Annotated in this window: 13 protein-coding genes and 5 pseudogenes; 14 read left to right on the top strand and 4 right to left on the bottom strand. The window is 65.3% G+C overall.

The features are described 5' to 3' along the window. Nucleotides 1-77: 77 nt before the first annotated feature. Together ACFLEY_RS44350 and ACFLEY_RS44345 are read left to right on the top strand one after the other, a co-directional pair. Nucleotides 78-740 (top strand): DUF3313 domain-containing protein, encoded by a 663-nt coding sequence (locus ACFLEY_RS44350; protein WP_011084032.1) that lies wholly within the window; start codon nucleotides 78-80, stop codon nucleotides 738-740. A gap of 32 nt (nucleotides 741-772) precedes the next feature. Then, nucleotides 773-1,345: a DUF2147 domain-containing protein gene (locus ACFLEY_RS44345; RefSeq protein WP_060909339.1), complete on the top strand. Its 573-nt coding sequence runs from the start codon at nucleotides 773-775 to the stop codon at nucleotides 1,343-1,345. A gap of 3 nt (nucleotides 1,346-1,348) precedes the next feature. Here ACFLEY_RS44345 and ACFLEY_RS44340 read toward each other — a convergent pair whose 3' ends face one another. Next, the gene (locus ACFLEY_RS44340; protein WP_060909338.1) at nucleotides 1,349-1,660 is read right to left on the bottom strand and encodes a hypothetical protein; all 312 of its coding nucleotides are present in this window, start codon (nucleotides 1,658-1,660) and stop codon (nucleotides 1,349-1,351) included. Nucleotides 1,661-1,842: 182 nt separating this feature from the next. Here ACFLEY_RS44340 and irr point away from each other — a divergent pair, with 182 nt between their 5' ends. Then, entirely contained in the window at nucleotides 1,843-2,322 is a 480-nt protein-coding gene (gene irr, locus ACFLEY_RS44335; RefSeq protein ID WP_060912765.1) for a Fur family transcriptional regulator Irr, read from the top strand. Between the two features lie 235 nt (nucleotides 2,323-2,557). On the opposite strand, the pseudogene ACFLEY_RS44330 reads toward irr, so the two are convergent. Then, nucleotides 2,558-4,107, bottom strand: a pseudogene (locus ACFLEY_RS44330) (winged helix-turn-helix domain-containing protein). A 133-nt stretch (nucleotides 4,108-4,240) separates the two neighbouring features. On the opposite strand from ACFLEY_RS44330, the pseudogene mddA reads away from it, so the two are divergent. Both mddA and ACFLEY_RS44320 read left to right on the top strand, forming a co-directional pair. Continuing rightward, nucleotides 4,241-4,960: pseudogene (gene mddA / locus ACFLEY_RS44325) on the top strand (methanethiol S-methyltransferase); the annotation flags it as partial. Next, nucleotides 4,961-5,242, top strand: a pseudogene (locus ACFLEY_RS44320) (GFA family protein); the annotation flags it as partial. A gap of 50 nt (nucleotides 5,243-5,292) precedes the next feature. Here the strand turns inward: ACFLEY_RS44320 and phnF are convergent. Further along, nucleotides 5,293-6,024 carry a phosphonate metabolism transcriptional regulator PhnF gene (gene phnF / locus ACFLEY_RS44315; RefSeq protein WP_011084038.1) on the bottom strand — a complete coding sequence of 244 codons (732 nt, stop codon included), beginning with the start codon at nucleotides 6,022-6,024 and terminating at the stop codon, nucleotides 5,293-5,295. 107 nt (nucleotides 6,025-6,131) lie between these two features. Here phnF and phnG point away from each other — a divergent pair, with 107 nt between their 5' ends. The 8 genes and pseudogenes from phnG to phnN all read left to right on the top strand — a co-directional run bounded on the left by phnG (nucleotide 6,132) and on the right by phnN (nucleotide 12,470). After that, the gene (gene phnG / locus ACFLEY_RS44310) at nucleotides 6,132-6,596 is read left to right on the top strand and encodes a phosphonate C-P lyase system protein PhnG (protein ID WP_038965299.1); all 465 of its coding nucleotides are present in this window, start codon (nucleotides 6,132-6,134) and stop codon (nucleotides 6,594-6,596) included. Between the two features lie 4 nt (nucleotides 6,597-6,600). After that, nucleotides 6,601-7,212, top strand: a complete 612-nt coding sequence (gene phnH / locus ACFLEY_RS44305) for a phosphonate C-P lyase system protein PhnH (RefSeq protein ID WP_060909337.1) — start codon at nucleotides 6,601-6,603, stop codon at nucleotides 7,210-7,212. A gap of 1 nt (nucleotide 7,213) precedes the next feature. Continuing rightward, nucleotides 7,214-8,318, top strand: a pseudogene (locus tag ACFLEY_RS44300) (carbon-phosphorus lyase complex subunit PhnI). Further along, nucleotides 8,315-9,211 carry an alpha-D-ribose 1-methylphosphonate 5-phosphate C-P-lyase PhnJ gene (locus ACFLEY_RS44295; RefSeq protein WP_060909336.1) on the top strand — a complete coding sequence of 299 codons (897 nt, stop codon included), beginning with the start codon at nucleotides 8,315-8,317 and terminating at the stop codon, nucleotides 9,209-9,211. The pseudogene ACFLEY_RS44300 and the gene ACFLEY_RS44295 overlap by 4 nt, the downstream one beginning before the upstream one ends. Further along, a complete protein-coding gene (gene phnK / locus ACFLEY_RS44290) occupies nucleotides 9,204-10,001 on the top strand; it encodes a phosphonate C-P lyase system protein PhnK (protein WP_082755630.1) in 798 nt (265 codons plus the stop codon). The genes ACFLEY_RS44295 and phnK overlap by 8 nt, the downstream gene beginning before the upstream one ends. 8 nt (nucleotides 10,002-10,009) lie before the next feature. Further along, nucleotides 10,010-10,708 (top strand): phosphonate C-P lyase system protein PhnL, encoded by a 699-nt coding sequence (gene phnL / locus ACFLEY_RS44285; protein ID WP_060909335.1) that lies wholly within the window; start codon nucleotides 10,010-10,012, stop codon nucleotides 10,706-10,708. An 11-nt stretch (nucleotides 10,709-10,719) separates the two neighbouring features. Next, nucleotides 10,720-11,877, top strand: a complete 1,158-nt coding sequence (locus tag ACFLEY_RS44280) for an alpha-D-ribose 1-methylphosphonate 5-triphosphate diphosphatase (RefSeq protein WP_396604444.1) — start codon at nucleotides 10,720-10,722, stop codon at nucleotides 11,875-11,877. Continuing rightward, the gene (phnN, locus tag ACFLEY_RS44275; protein WP_028173668.1) at nucleotides 11,874-12,470 is read left to right on the top strand and encodes a phosphonate metabolism protein/1,5-bisphosphokinase (PRPP-forming) PhnN; all 597 of its coding nucleotides are present in this window, start codon (nucleotides 11,874-11,876) and stop codon (nucleotides 12,468-12,470) included. Before ACFLEY_RS44280 ends, phnN begins: the two co-directional genes overlap by 4 nt. A 66-nt stretch (nucleotides 12,471-12,536) precedes the next feature. Here phnN and ACFLEY_RS44270 read toward each other — a convergent pair. Beyond that, a pseudogene (locus tag ACFLEY_RS44270) lies at nucleotides 12,537-13,064 on the bottom strand (IS630-like element ISRj1 family transposase); the annotation flags it as partial. Nucleotides 13,065-13,153: 89 nt separating this feature from the next. Here ACFLEY_RS44270 and ACFLEY_RS44265 point away from each other — a divergent pair. Continuing rightward, nucleotides 13,154-14,283 (top strand): IS3-like element ISRj2 family transposase gene (locus ACFLEY_RS44265; RefSeq protein WP_129557324.1). Its coding sequence is split into 2 segments (ribosomal slippage): nucleotides 13,154-13,406 and nucleotides 13,406-14,283, totalling 1,131 coding nucleotides; the frame shifts between segments, so codons are not numbered across the junction. Nucleotides 14,284-14,339 lie beyond the last annotated feature (56 nt).

The following is a 14,339-nucleotide window of genomic DNA, read 5'->3' as shown; positions in this document are numbered from 1 at the left end:
CGCCGCAGCCGCGTCTGGTCCCAAAACGCGGCTGCGGTCCCCATCGCCTTTGCTGAAAGCCGCTAGAGGAGTCTGGAATGGATCGCTCGATCGCCCTGCGCGGTCTGGGAACGCTGGTGCTTTGCGCGGCCGCGGCCGGCTGCGCCTCGGTCGCGCCCGTGCCCTATTCGGAGATGGCGTCGTCGGCCTACATGGCCCCGGACAAGTCGGACGCCTCCGGCCGCGTGCCCTACCGCTATTCCACGCCGGTCGACTGGCGCGCATATAATAAAGTGATCCTGGATCCCGTCGTGCTCTACCGCGGCAAGGATCATCAGTTCGGCGACATGTCCGACAAGGACAAGGCAACGCTCGCCGCCTACATGCAGAACTCCTTCGCCGAGCGGCTGCGCGGCCGTTTCGCGCTGGTGCGCGAGCGCGGACCGAACACGTTGCGGATCAGGCTGACGCTCACCGGCGCCGTCACCAACACGCCGGTGCTCGGCACGCTCTCGCGCTTCGACCTCGCCGGTGCCGTCTACAACGGCGTGCAGGCCGCGCGCGACGGCGAGGGGACGATGACCGGCTCGGTCGTCTATGGCGTCGAGATCTTCGACGCCGCCACCTCGCGCCTGCTCTCTGCCTACGTCACCAAGCAATACCCGGGCGCCTACGACATCAAGGCCAGCGTCGGCGCGCTCGCAGCCGCCACCGCCGGCCTCGACAAGGGCGCCGACGCGCTGATGGCGCAACTGAACTGACGCGGCAACCCGCGCAACGAAAGGCATCGCAGATGGACATTCTTCTTCTTCGCTTCGTGCTGCGCGTCGCGATCACCGTCGTGATGATGATCGTCGGCGGCCGCGCCGGCGCTGCCGCGCCCACCGATCCCAGCGGCACCTGGCTGGTCGAGGACGGCCGCGCCCGCATCCGGCTCGAACGCTGCGGTCCGTCGCGCGAGCGCATCTGCGGCTTCATCGTCTGGATGAAGGAGCCGGCCGACAAGCGCGGCCAGCCCTATCGCGACAAGGAGAATCCTGATGCGGACAAGCGCGCCCGCGCGCTGCTCGGCCACCAGCTCATCATGGGCTTGCAGGCGACGCCCGAGGGACGATTTGCCGGCGACATCTACAATGCGGAGGACGGCAAGTTCTATTCGGTCTCGCTGTGGCGCGAATCTCCTGATCGTCTCAAGCTCAAGGGCTGCCTGATCAAGTTCCTGTGCCAGACCCAGACCTGGCAGCAGACCCTCGACGTGCTGCCCGGTCAGCTCGTCGGCCTGACCGGCGATCTCAACGGCCCGCGCGCCGACAAGGAATGGGCGGCGGTGCCGGCACCGAAGCCGATCCAGGTGAAAACGAAATAGCCTTCAGGGCGTCCGCAGCGCCCGTCGCAACTCGTCGAGCGCGTCTGCGAGCTGTTCGCGGTGCGCGATGTCGTCCTTGGGGAGTGCGGCGACGTTGCCGGCGAGCTCCCGCAGGATGCCGGCGAGCAGCCCGAAATTGATGTGCAGATGCACCGATTTGCGCTCATCGGCGGCGCCCGGATGTTGCAGCACGAGCACAACGCCGCTGCCGTCGAGCCGCGCCTCGAAGCGCGATGAATGCTCGAAGGTGCCGACATAGAACTTGTCGGGATATTCGAGCGCGACCTCTGCCTTGTCGGGAACCGGCCTGGACATGTGAGCCTCATCGATATCGCTGCATTGTGACCGGGAATAGACCGGGCCGCCTTGCGATAGGTCAGAGGCGACCGCTTCCGGATTTGATCCGGATCAAAGCCAAGCCGCCGCTTCTGCGATCGAATGGCAACTGGCCGGACGCCGCGTTGCGTGCCCTGGTTCTTTCAGCCGTGAGACGATCGATGGACATGCAGGCCACGAATATCCCCGCGGGCGACGACAGCGGACCTGACGTCGTCGTACCGGAGCCGGATGAGGGCGTGCAGCGCTGTCTGCAATTGCTTGTTGATGCGGGCCTCCGGCCAACGCGCCAGCGCCTGGCGCTCGGCCAGTTGCTGTTCCTGCGCGGCCATCGTCATGTGACCGCCGAGGGGCTTTATGAGGAGGCGCTGGCGGCGAACGCATACCTGTCGCTCGCGACCGTCTACAATACGCTGAACCAATTTACCGAAGCCGGCCTGTTGCGCCGGATCGCTGCCGACGGCATCAAATCGTTCTTCGATACCGACACATCCGTGCATCCGCACTTCTACCTCGAAGGCGAGGATGTGCTGGTCGACGTCGCCGATGGCCTCGCCTTCACCAGGATTCCCGAGGCGCTTCCCGGCCACGAGATCGCGCGGCTCGACGTCATCGTCCATCTGCGCCGGAAGCGCGTGTAGCGCCGCCGCGCTCTTACCTTCCCCTGGAGGGGCCTCACCGCACGCCTCGTCCTTCGAGACGGCCGCTTCCAGCGGTCTCCTCAGGATGAGGCTATGCAGCACCGTGCCCGTTGAAGCTGTTGCCGCGAATTCCGTCCTCATCCTGAGGAGCCCGCCAGGCGGGCGTCTCGAAGGATGCCCGCAGGAACCGCTCTCAAATGCTATTCCCCTGCCGTTCAAGGGAAGGCAAGAGGTGTCACCGCAACCCCGCCCGGCGGAATCCTTCCAGATAGTGCTCGCGATCGGCGTCACTGGCCCATGGCAGTTGCGTCTCGATCCAGTGCAGCGAGATGCCCGGCTGGGTGCGGCGGAGCTCGCCCAGCGCCATCTCCGCAAGCATCCCGTCGCCGGTCATGCCGGCGGAGACGGCGAGCACGCGATAGGCGCCGGTGAGGTCGCCGCGATGGCGGATCGCCTCGCGCGCGAGCGCGATGGCCTCGTCATAGCGCCGCTCGGTGAAGCGCGCATAGCCGGCGATACCGTGATAGATCGCCAGCGACGGGTCGCGCGGTGAGAGCCGGATCGCCCTCTGCGCCGCCTCGAACGAGTCCTTCGATCGCCCGGCATAGGACAGCGCCAGCGCGTAATAGCCCTGCGCCAGCGAGAAGTTCGGATTGAGCGCGAGCGCCTGCTCGAACTCGGACAGCGCGTCCGCAAGCCTGCGCGTCGAGAAGTAGACGCTGCCGAGCCCGGCATGCGCCCAGGCGTCCTCATGATCGCAACGCACCGCGGCCAGCGCGGCGGCTTCCGCTATTGGCGCCACCCTGGCCAGCTCGACCCAACCGAGATGCGCGCCGAACATGTGGTTCGCCGCCAGCACCGACAGCGCCTGGCCGTAATTCGGATCGATCCCGATCGCGCGCTCGAGCAGCGCCTGTGCGGCCTCGTGATCCTGCCGCGTCACGCGCCAGTAGTGCGACAGCGCGCGCATCAACAGATCCCAGGCGTCGAGGCTCGCGGGCGGCTTGCGATGGCTGCGAAAATTCTCCGCTGCGTGGATCTGCGGCTCGATCGCCGCGACGATCGCGTTGGTGATCTCGTCCTGCACGGCGAAGACTCGACGAGCTCGCGGTCATAGCGTTCGGCCCAGAGATGGCTGCCTGACGCCGCGTCGTTGAGCTGGGCGGTGATGCGCACCCGGTTGTGCGCCTTGCGCACGCTGCCTTCGACGATGTAGCGGACGCCGAGCTCCTCGGCGATCTGCCTGATGTGGACCGCGCGTCCCTTGTAGATGAAGGACGAGTTGCGGGCGATCACCATGAACCAGCGCTGCTTCGACAGGGCGGTGAGGATGTCCTCGCAGATCCCGTCACCGAAATAGTCCTGTTCGGGATCGCCGCTCATGTTCTCGAAGGCGAGCACCGCGATCGCCGGGCGGTCCGCAACAGTGCGTGCCGGGGCCGCGGCGGGTTCCGCAGGCGCCAGTGTGACTGCCACATCTTCCCGGACCTCGCCGACGAACCGAAAGCCCTTGCGCGGGATCGTCTTGATCAGCCGCTGAGTCGCGCCGTCGTCGCCGAGCGCCTTGCGCGCGGCATTGATCCGGCTGTTCAGGGCGGAATCCGAGACGATCCGGTCACTCCAGATCTGGCTGATCAGGTCATCCTTGCTGACCACTCGGGCCCGCTGCGCCACGAGGTAAAGCAGGAGATCGAACACCTGGGGCTGCAACGGCACGGCGACCCCGGCGCAGGTCAGTTCGCGCAGGTCGCCGTCGAGCACGTTGTTTTCAAAGCAAAATCGCACGTTTCTGTCGTCTCAAGCAAAAATCAAAGTCGTCTCAGGCGAAAATCAACCGTCCGCAAAAGCCATGGAACGTCCGATCCGGCATGGTGCGAAGACCAAACAGTGCCGATGCCTCGGCACAACGGAGCTTTCCATGTCCCAAATTGATCACCAGGTTCATTCGATCGGCCCGGAGGTTACGGGCTCTCGCATTTTCAAGTTCATCGCCTTTCTGTACGGAATTGCGGCGTATCTCGTGTTTTTCGTCACCATTCTCTACGCTATCGGCTTCGTGATGGGGCTGGTGGTGCCGAAGACCATCGACACCGGAACCGACACGTCGACGGCTGAGGCCGTCATCATCAACCTGCTCCTGATGGCGCTGTTCGCCGTCCAGCACAGCGTGATGGCGCGCCAGCGCTTCAAGACGTGGTGGACGCAGTTCGTCTCCAAACCGATCGTGCGCAGCACCTATGTGTTGTTCGCGAGTCTGTCATTGCTGCTCCTGTTCTGGCAGTGGCGTCCGCTGCCGACGGTCATATGGGAGGTCGAGGACCCGGATCTCGCCGTGACGCTGGTCACGGTGTCCTTCGCAGGCTGGGTGCTGGTGTTCACCTCGACCTTCATCATCAACCATTTCGAATTGTTCGGATTGCATCAGGTGACCAACCATCTCGTCGGCAAGGAAGCGACGCCGCCGCGTTTCAAGACGCCGCTGCTCTACAAGTTTGTCCGTCATCCGATCTATCTCGGCTTCATCGTCGCGTTCTGGGCGGCTCCGGTCATGACCGCGGGACATCTGCTGTTTGCGGCCGTGACCACGATCTACATCTTCGTCGGCATCGCGCTGGAGGAGCGCGACCTCATTGATCTTGACGCGGTGCGCATCACCGAGGGCGCGCAGCACGTCGAGACCTTCGCCAAGACGCCGCTCAGCCAGCGCAAATATTGCAGGAAGTGCGGCGGCCATCTCATGACCAATCACCCGCCGCTCGGTTTGACCGACGTCTTCACCGCCACCATCCCCACCCTGGCGTTCACGCCCGGCGTCCACGTCAACTACGCCGAGACGGTGCTGCCGATGCGCGACGGCCTGCCCAAGCTGAAGGACTTCCCCGCCGAGTTCGGCGGCAGCGGCGAGATGATGCAGGAGTAGCAGGCGCTGCTCTTCCTCCTCCTCTTGCGGGGGGAAGAGCGGGCTGCATCTCAGCCGTTCTCCACCAGAAACTCCACCCGCTCGGCGGCAAAGCGCGAATGCTTCGTCACCAGCGGCTTGCCGTCGAGACCGTGGTCGGTGGCATCGACCACGAGGATCGGCCGTCCCAGCGGCAGATCGAGCCGTGCAGCGTCGGTCGCGTCGACGATGCCGGCGGTGATCCGGGTCGCGCCGCGGCGATAGTCGCGGACGCCGAAGTGTTCGAGCAGTTTCGTCATCGAGCGCGTTGCCGCAAACACGCTGCCCGCGCCCGGAAACAACTCCGCCGACAGCCACGTCGTGGAGACGCAGATCGGGGTGCGGTCGGCGAGGCGTATCGCCTCGATCCGCACCAGCGGGGCGCCGACCTTCAGGCCCAGCTCGCGCGCCAGTTCGCGCGTCGCGACGTCGTCGGACGCCTCGATCAACTGCCCGCGCGGCTCACGGCCGCCGGCGCCGACGATCTCCGAGAAGCGCGTGCGCGAGCGCAGCGGATAGGCGATGCGCTGCGCCTCGACATAGGTGCCGCTGCCACGTTCGGCGCGCACCAGTCCGCGCTCGGCAAGGGCTGCCAGCGCCCGCCGCACGGTGTGGCGATTCACGCGATAGGTCTCGGCGATCTCCATCTCGCCCGGCAGCTTGTCGCCGGCGGCGAAACGGCCGTCGGCGATGCCGCGCTCGATGCCGTCGGCAACGAGGCGCCATAGCGCGACGCCCGTGGAGGCGGTGTCCTGCATGCTCATATCGCCGGTCAGCCTAGCCCGAAAATCACACGCTTGTCACGAAACAGTCATGGCGCTTCCGTATGAAGTTGTCTACTATCATAGACAACTTGAGTTCGGCAAGTTCGGTGGATCGGGTGACGCAGCACAACAATCAGCAAGCCCAGCGCAAGGCCGCGATGGCCGTGCTGGCGCACGCGGAGGCGGGCGAGATCGCCGCTCGCCTCCGCGCTTTCGCCCTCCCGGCCCATCAGGATCTGCGCGCGCCGGAAAACGGCCTCGTCATGCTGCGCGGCCGGGTCGGCGGCGACGGCGCCCCGTTCAACCTCGGCGAAGCCACGGTGTCGCGTGCCGCCGTGCGGCTCGCGAGCGGCGAGGTCGGCTTCGGCTACACGCTCGGACGCGACGGTGAGAAGGCGCGGCTGATCGCGCTGTGCGATGCGCTGGTGCAGTCGCGGGATTTTTCCGCATCGGTCGAGCGGGACGTTATCGCACCGTTGCGCGAGCAGCTTACGATCCGGCGCAAGCAGGCGGCGGCCGAGACCGCCGCGACGAAGGTTGATTTCTACACCATGGTGCGCGGTGAGGGGTGAGATCATGACCACGATTGCGGAACTGCCGCCGGGGTTCGCCGACAAGGTGCTGTCGGCGCAATCGACCTTTCGCTCTGTCATGGACGCGATGGCGCGGCCGGGTTCGGTCCAGCGCATCGTGCCGATGGCGGGCACACCCGGGCCGATGATGCGCGGCGCCGCCGCGATCGCGCTGACGCTGTTCGACCACGACACGCCGCTCTGGCTCGATGCGCGGATGTCGGAAAGCTCGCACGTCGTGAAATGGCTCAAGTTCCACACCGGCGCGCCGGTCATTCAGGATTCCTCGATCGCGAGCTTTGCCCTGATCAGCGATGGCGCCTTGCTTCCGGCGCTCGAGCGCTTCGCGCTCGGCACCAGCGAATACCCGGACCGGTCGACCACGTTGATCCTCCAGGTCGATAGCCTTGACGCAGGGCGGGGCTTCGAGCTGCGCGGCCCCGGCATCGACGGCGTCGCGACGCTCCGGGCCTCGATCAAGCCCGCCGACCTGTTCGAGCGGCTGCGTGTCAACGAGACGCTGTTTCCGCGCGGCATCGACGTGGTGCTGGTCGCCGATGACGCCGTGGTTGCGATCCCGCGCACCACGCGCGTTGCGAACAAGGGAAGTGAATAGCATGTATGTCGCAGTCAAAGGCGGCGAACGCGCCATCGAGAACGCCCATCGGCTGCTCGCCAATGCGCGGCGCGGCGATCAAAGCGTGCCGGAAGTCACGCTCGACCAGATCTCGGAGCAGCTTGGTCTGGCCGTGGACCGCGTCATGAGCGAAGGCTCGCTTTATGACCGTGAGCTCGCGGCGCTCGCGATCAAGCAGGCGCGGGGCGATCTGATCGAGGCGATTTTCCTGGTTCGCGCCTTCCGCGCCACCCTGCCGCGCTTCGGCGCGAGTGAGCCGGTCGACACCGGCGCCATGCGGGTGCAGCGGCGGGTGTCCTCGACCTTCAAGGACATTCCCGGCGGCCAGATCCTCGGGCCGACCTTCGACTATACGCACCGCCTGCTCGATCCCTCGCTCGCGGAGGGATTTGTGCCGGACGCGCCGGCGACGGCCGAAGCCTCGACCGCGCCGACGCCGCGCGTGACCGATATCCTGGGCCGCGATGGGCTGATCGAATCCTCGCCGCAGGCCGAGGCCGGCGCCAGCGTCGGCGATCTCACGCGCGAGCCGCTGAACTTCCCGGCCGACCGCGACCTGCGCCTGCAAAATCTCGCGCGCGGCGACGAAGGCTTCCTGCTGGCGATGGGCTATTCCACCCAGCGCGGCTATGGCCGCAACCACCCCTTTGCCGGCGAGATCCGCTTCGGCGAGGTCGAGGTCGAATTCCTCGCCGAGGATGTCGGCTTCGCCGTGCCGCTCGGCTCGATCGAGCTCACCGAGTGCCAGATGGTCAACCAGTTCAAGGGGTTCTGCCACGGAAGCACCCTGCTTCACCCGCGGCTATGGCCTCGCCTTTGGCCAGAGCGAGCGCAAGACCATGTCGATGGCGCTGGTCGATCGCGCGCTTCGTGCCCGCGAGCTCGGCGAAGAGGCGCTCGCGCCGGCGCAGGATGAAGAATTCGTGATGTCGCATTCGGACAATGTCCAGGCGACCGGCTTCGTCGAGCATCTGAAGCTGCCGCATTATGTCGACTTCCAGTCCGAGCTCGGCCTGCTGCGCAAGCTGCGTCAGGAGTTTGCCGAGGCCAATGCGCCCGATGCCATGAAGGAGGCCGCGGAATGAACGCGCCCGCCTACAATTTCGCCTATCTCGACGAACAGACCAAGCGGATGATCCGCCGCGCCATCCTGAAGGCGATCGCGATCCCAGGCTATCAGGTGCCGTTCGCCAGTCGCGAAATGCCGATGCCCTATGGCTGGGGCACCGGCGGCGTGCAGGTGACGGCGGCGATCCTCGGTCCTGAGGACGTGCTGAAGGTGATCGACCAGGGTTCCGACGACACCACCAACGCGATCTCGATCCGCAAGTTCTTCGCCAAGACCGCCGGCGTCGCCACCACGACGGCGACGGAGGAGGCGACCGTGATCCAGACCCGTCACCGCATCCCGGAGGCCGCGCTGAACGAGAACCAGGTGCTGGTCTATCAGGTGCCGATCCCGGAACCGCTGCGGTTCCTCGAGCCACGCGAGACCGAGACGCGGCGCATGCATGCGCTCGCCGAATACGGCCTGATGCATGTGAAGCTCTATGAGGACATCGCCCGCTTCGGCCACATCGCGACCGCCTACGCCTATCCGGTCAAGGTCAACGCGCGCTATGTGATGGACCCGTCGCCGACGCCGAAATTCGACAATCCCAAGATGGACAATTGCCCGGCGCTGCAATTGTTCGGCGCCGGCCGCGAGAAGCGCATCTACGCGATCCCGCCCTATACGCAAGTTGTGTCGCTCGATTTCGAGGATCACCCCTTTGAGCCGTATCGCTTCAACGCGCCTTGCGCGCTGTGCGGCGCGGATAACTCCTATCTCGACGAGATCGTCACCGACGACAAGGGCGGCCGCATGTTCGTCTGCTCCGACACCGATTATTGCGAGGGCCGTCAGGCCGCTGGCCATCACGGCAGCCTGAGCGCTGCGCCGTACAAGGAGAAGGCGCAGGAGACATCAAATGGCTGATCACGACATGCTGGACAACGATGAGCCGCTGCTGGTTGCGAATTCGCTCAGCAAGTCCTACGGCCGCATCGCCGCGTGCCGCGACGTGTCGTTCTCGCTCTATTCCGGCGAGGTACTGGCGATCGTCGGCGAATCCGGCTCGGGCAAGTCGACGCTGCTGCAACTGCTGTCGGGCCAGCTCGCGGCCAGCGGCGGGCACGTCACCTACCGGATGCGCGACGGCGTCACCCGCGATCTCGCCACGCTCGGCGAAGCCGAGCGGCGCTTCCTGTTCCGCACCGACTGGGGCTTCGTGCACCAGGATCCCGCGCAGGGCCTGCGCATGGCGGTCTCGGCCGGCGCCAATGTCGGCGAGCGGCTGATGGCGGTGGGATGGAATCACTACGGTCGCATCCGCGACACCGCGTCCGACTGGCTCACCCGCGTCGAGATCGATACCGCTCGAATCGACGATGCGCCGCGGACCTATTCCGGCGGCATGCGCCAGCGTCTCCAGATCGCCCACAATCTCGTCACCGAGCCGCGGCTGGTGTTCATGGACGAGCCCACCGGCGGCCTTGATGTGTCCGTGCAGGCGCGCCTGCTCGATCTCTTGCGCAGCCTCGTTGCCGAGCTCAACCTCGCCGTCGTCATCGTCACCCACGACCTTGCGGTCGCGCGGCTATTGTCGCACCGCGTGATGGTGATGAAGGGCGGCCGCGTGATCGAGACCGGTCTCACCGACCAGGTGCTCGACGATCCCCGTGAGCCCTATACTCAGCTCCTCGTTTCCTCGATTCTGCCGCCATGAGCCCACTGATGACCGCCATGATCGACGTCACTGATGCCAAGAAGACCTTTACGATGCACCTGCAGGGCGGCATCGAGCTGCCTGTCGTCAGCGGCGTGACCTTCCACGTCGATCCCGGCGAATGCGTCGTGCTGTCGGGCCCGTCCGGCGCCGGCAAGTCGTCGATCCTGAAGATGATCTTCGGCAATTACCGCTGCGATTCCGGCCGCATCGGCATCCGCCATCGCGGCGCGCTGATTGATCTGGCCACCGCCGAGCCGCGGCAGGTCCTCAACGTGCGCCGCGCGACCATCGGCTATGTCAGCCAGTTCCTGCGCGCGGTGCCACGGGTCGCCACGATCGACGTCGTCGCCGAGCCGCTGATCGTGAACGGCCTGGCCCGAGCCGAGGCGCAGCAGAGGGCGGGTACCCTGCTGCACCGCCTCAACATCCCTGAGCGGCTCTGGCAGCTTCCGCCCGCGACCTTCTCCGGCGGTGAACAGCAGCGCGTCAACATCGCGCGCGGCTTCATCTCCGACCTGCCGATCCTGTTGCTGGACGAACCGACCGCCTCGCTCGATGCCGCCAACCGCGCCGTCGTGGTCGAGCTGATCGCCGAGAAAAAGCGCCAGGGCGTCGCCATGGTCGCCATTGTCCATGACGACGAAATCCGCCATTTGATTGCCGACCGTATTGTTGACGTTACCAGCTTTGCCGCCGCCGCCTGAAGGAAATTGAAATGAACGCCAAGCCGAAGGACACCGTGATCGCCAACGCCAGGATCGTCCTGGCTGACCGGGTGATCGAGCAGGGCTGGCTGGCTCTTGCGGATGGGCGCATCGCCGAGATCGGCGAGGGCAGGGCGCCGGCGGGCGCTGAGGATGCTGGCGGCGACCTCATCATGCCCGGACTGATCGAGCTCCACACCGATCACCTCGAAGCGCATTACGTACCGCGGCCGAAGGTGTTCTGGAATCCGGTCGCCGCCGTCGTCTCCTATGACGGCCAGCTCGCGACCTCGGGCATCACGACCGTGTTCGACTCGCTCCGGGTCTGGCGTGAGGACGGCGCTGAGGAAGTCGACGGCCGCGCCGGCGTGCTCGCCGCCGCGATCACGACCGCGCGCGATGCTGATTTGTTGCGCGCCGACCGCTTCCTGCATCTGCGCTGCGAAATCCCGATGCCGAGCGTGGTCGAGGAGGCCAAGGAGCTGATCGACCGTCCCGACGTGAAGCTGATGTCGCTGATGGACCATACGCCCGGCCAGCGCCAGTTCCGCGACGAGGGCAAGCTGCGCGACTATTACCGCGGCAAGAACGGCGGCAAGACCGATGCCCAGCTCGACGAGCTGTTCGCAAAGCGCTTCGAGTATCAAAAGGCTTATGCGGCGACCAACATGCGCGAGATCGTGGCGCTGGCGCATCAGCACAGGATTCCGCTGGCGAGCCATGACGACACCACCGAGGAGAATGTCGCGGACGCCGTGCGCGATCGCGTTTCGGTGGCGGAATTTCCGACGACGCTGGAGGCCGCGCGCGGCCTGCATCAGGCCGGCATCGACATCCTGATGGGCGCGCCCAACGTCGTGCGCGGCGGCTCGCACTCCGGCAATATCGCCGCGGTCGATCTTGCCCGCGAGGGCCTGCTCGACATTCTCTCGTCGGACTACATTCCGTCGAGCCTTCTGATGGCCGCGCTGCAATTGCCTGAGCATGTGCCCGCGATCAGCCTTCCGGCGGCGGTTCGAACCGTAACGAAAGCGCCGGCCGAGGCGGTTGGTCTCTTCGACCGCGGCGAGATTGCGGTCGGCAAGCGCGCCGACCTGATCCGGGTGCACATCGCGGGCAGCGTTCCCGTCGTCCGCAGCGTCTGGCGCGAAGGAGGCCGGGTCGCATGAGCGAGACCGCGACCATGGCGCAAGGCGAGGCGGGTGCGATCGGCCCTGGCCGGCTCGTGCTCGTGGTCGGTCCCAGCGGCGCCGGCAAGGACACCTTGCTGCAGCTGGCGCAGGCGGCCTGCATCGACGATCACGACGTCGTCTTTCCGCGTCGCGTCGTGACGCGTGAGTCCTCCGCGGCCGAGGACAACATTGCCATGAGCCCGGACGAATTCCGGCTCGGAATCGATCACGGGGATTTCGCCGTGCACTGGGAAGCGCATGGGCATTCCTACGCGCTACCGCTCGAAATCAACGACGACATCCGCGCCGGCCGCGCCGTCGTCGTCAACGTCTCGCGCACCGTGATTGCCGCGCTGCGTCAGGCCTATGCCAATGTCGTCGTGGTCGCCATCACGGCGCCGCCGGACGTGCTGGCGCAGCGGCTTGCCGCCCGCGCCCGGCACAGCGACGGCAATATCGCGGAACGGCTGTCCCGCAGCGTCGAGGACGCATCGGCGCAGGCCGATGTCACCATCCTCAACGCCGGCAGCGCGGATTATCACAGCCGCCAGCTCGTGCGCGTGATCAGGAACGAAGGCTGGCGCGAGTAACCGCCGGCGCAAAGGAGAGTGGAAGAATGTCGGTGATCGAAACGGTCGAACAGCTAGTACCCGGAATCAGAGCTGAGTGATACGGCGGCCTTTGAAACGGCGTTGACGGACCTTTTTCTTGGTCCAGACGAAGGGCTCGGCTCTGTCGTTGTATGCGTTGACGTAGGCATCGATGTGTTCCTGAAGCTGCTTGAGGCTCGTGAAGGAGGTGCCGCTGAGCGACTGCCCCTGCAAGATGGAAAACCATACTTCGACCTGATTGAGCCACGACGCACTTGTCGGCGTGAAATGAAATTGCACGTTGGGGTGGGCCTTGAGCCAGTCCTCGTTCTTTTTATGGGTGTTGAGGTTGTCGAGGATGACGTGAAGCTTGCGGTTCGGAAAAGCCGCGGTGACGCTGTTCATGAAATCGAGAAACTCGACGCGGCGCCGGCGTTTTGAATGGGTCGCGATGATCTTTCCGGTGGCGACTTCGAGCGCCGCAAACAATGTTGTGGTGCCATGCCGCTTGTAATCGTGGCTTTGGCCGGTCAAGGCGCGGCCATTGGGCAACTTCAGATAACCCTGCGCTCGCTCCAAAGCCTGGATCGAGGGCAGAGCTGGCCCCGCAAATTCGGACAGTAGCTTGAGTGGATTTTCTGCCTGACAGCGGCGAGGATTCTTGCTGCGAATCAGGAGCGAAGATGACGAAGAAGAGCCGCCGGACGCATTCTCCGGCATTCAAGGCGAAGGTTGCTTTGGCTGCGGTCAAAGGCGACAAGACACTGGCGGAGCTGGCGCAACTGTTTGATGTTCATCCGAACCAGATCACGATCTGGAAAAACCAGCTCCTGGAAGGCGCCGCCGGCGTGTTTGGGCATGACAAGACATCGGCCGAGACGCCGGTCGATTTGAAGGCGTTACATGCCAAGATCGGCGAGCTGGCGTTGGAAAACGATTTTTTGTCCGGCGCGCTCACCAAGGCGGGCCTGCTGAGCGCAAAGCGATGATCGACCGCGGTCATGATCTTTCTATCGTGCGCCAGGCGAAGGTCCTGAAGCTGGCTCGCAGCACGGTCTACTATGAACCTCGGCCAGTTTCGGCCGAGGACCTTGCCTTGATGCGTCGGCTCGATGAGCTGCATCTCGATTATCCCTTCGCGGGAGCGCGTATGCTGCGATCGTTGCTGCGGCGGGAGGGCGTATACGCCGGTCGCCGCCACATCGCGACGCTGATGAAGCGCATGCGGATCGAGGCGGTCTATCGTCGCCCGAACACGAGCAAGCCGGCTCCGGGTCACAAGATCTACCCGTACCTGTTGCGCGGATTGAAGATCGAGCGGCCCGACCATGCGTGGGCAATGGACATCACCTACATTCCGATGCGGCGTGGCTTCGTCTATCTCGCGGCGGTCGTCGATGTGTTCAGCCGACGGGTCCTGGCCCATCGCGTCTCGATCACAATGGAGGCGGCCTTCTGCGTCGAAGCGGTCCAGGAGGCGTTGGCGAAGCACGGCAGGCCCGAGATTTTCAACACGGATCAGGGCAGCCAGTTCACCAGCCTCGAGTTCACCGATGTGCTGCTGGACGCGAAGATCGCCATCAGCATGGACGGCAAGGGCGCCTGGCGCGACAACGTGTTTGTCGAGCGGCTCTGGCGCACGGTCAAATACGAAGAAGTTTATCTCCGCGCCTACGACAGCGTGTCCGAGGCGCGAGCGTCAATTGCCAAGTATCTGGCCTTCTACAATCAGGGACGCCCTCACTCGAGCCTTGACGGGCGCACGCCCGACGAGGCTTACTTCGGCACGCAAGCTATGGTGATGGCCGCATGACCGTCGCCGACGGTTTTGTCGTCGCTCTGGTCGGGCTACGCCCTCCCGACGCAACG

This window comes from Bradyrhizobium sp. YCK136 (assembly GCF_044570075.1).
Lineage (GTDB): Bacteria > Pseudomonadota > Alphaproteobacteria > Rhizobiales > Xanthobacteraceae > Bradyrhizobium > Bradyrhizobium diazoefficiens.
Note: the sequence above shows the minus strand (reverse complement) of the source record. Positions and strands in the feature narration are given on the sequence as shown.

Bases quoted from the DNA above. Each gene is read 5' to 3' on its own strand.
- ACFLEY_RS44350 (WP_011084032.1), top strand. From the start codon at position 78: ATGGATCGCTCGATCGCCCTGCGCGGTCTGGGAACGCTGGTGCTTTGC.
- ACFLEY_RS44345 (WP_060909339.1), top strand. From the start codon at position 773: ATGGACATTCTTCTTCTTCGCTTCGTGCTGCGCGTCGCGATCACCGTC.
- ACFLEY_RS44340 (WP_060909338.1), bottom strand. From the start codon at position 1,660: ATGTCCAGGCCGGTTCCCGACAAGGCAGAGGTCGCGCTCGAATATCCC.
- irr (WP_060912765.1), top strand. From the start codon at position 1,843: ATGGACATGCAGGCCACGAATATCCCCGCGGGCGACGACAGCGGACCT.
- phnF (WP_011084038.1), bottom strand. From the start codon at position 6,024: ATGAGCATGCAGGACACCGCCTCCACGGGCGTCGCGCTATGGCGCCTC.
- phnH (WP_060909337.1), top strand. From the start codon at position 6,601: ATGACCACGATTGCGGAACTGCCGCCGGGGTTCGCCGACAAGGTGCTG.
- ACFLEY_RS44295 (WP_060909336.1), top strand. From the start codon at position 8,315: ATGAACGCGCCCGCCTACAATTTCGCCTATCTCGACGAACAGACCAAG.
- phnK (WP_082755630.1), top strand. From the start codon at position 9,204: ATGGCTGATCACGACATGCTGGACAACGATGAGCCGCTGCTGGTTGCG.
- phnL (WP_060909335.1), top strand. From the start codon at position 10,010: ATGACCGCCATGATCGACGTCACTGATGCCAAGAAGACCTTTACGATG.
- ACFLEY_RS44280 (WP_396604444.1), top strand. From the start codon at position 10,720: ATGAACGCCAAGCCGAAGGACACCGTGATCGCCAACGCCAGGATCGTC.
- phnN (WP_028173668.1), top strand. From the start codon at position 11,874: ATGAGCGAGACCGCGACCATGGCGCAAGGCGAGGCGGGTGCGATCGGC.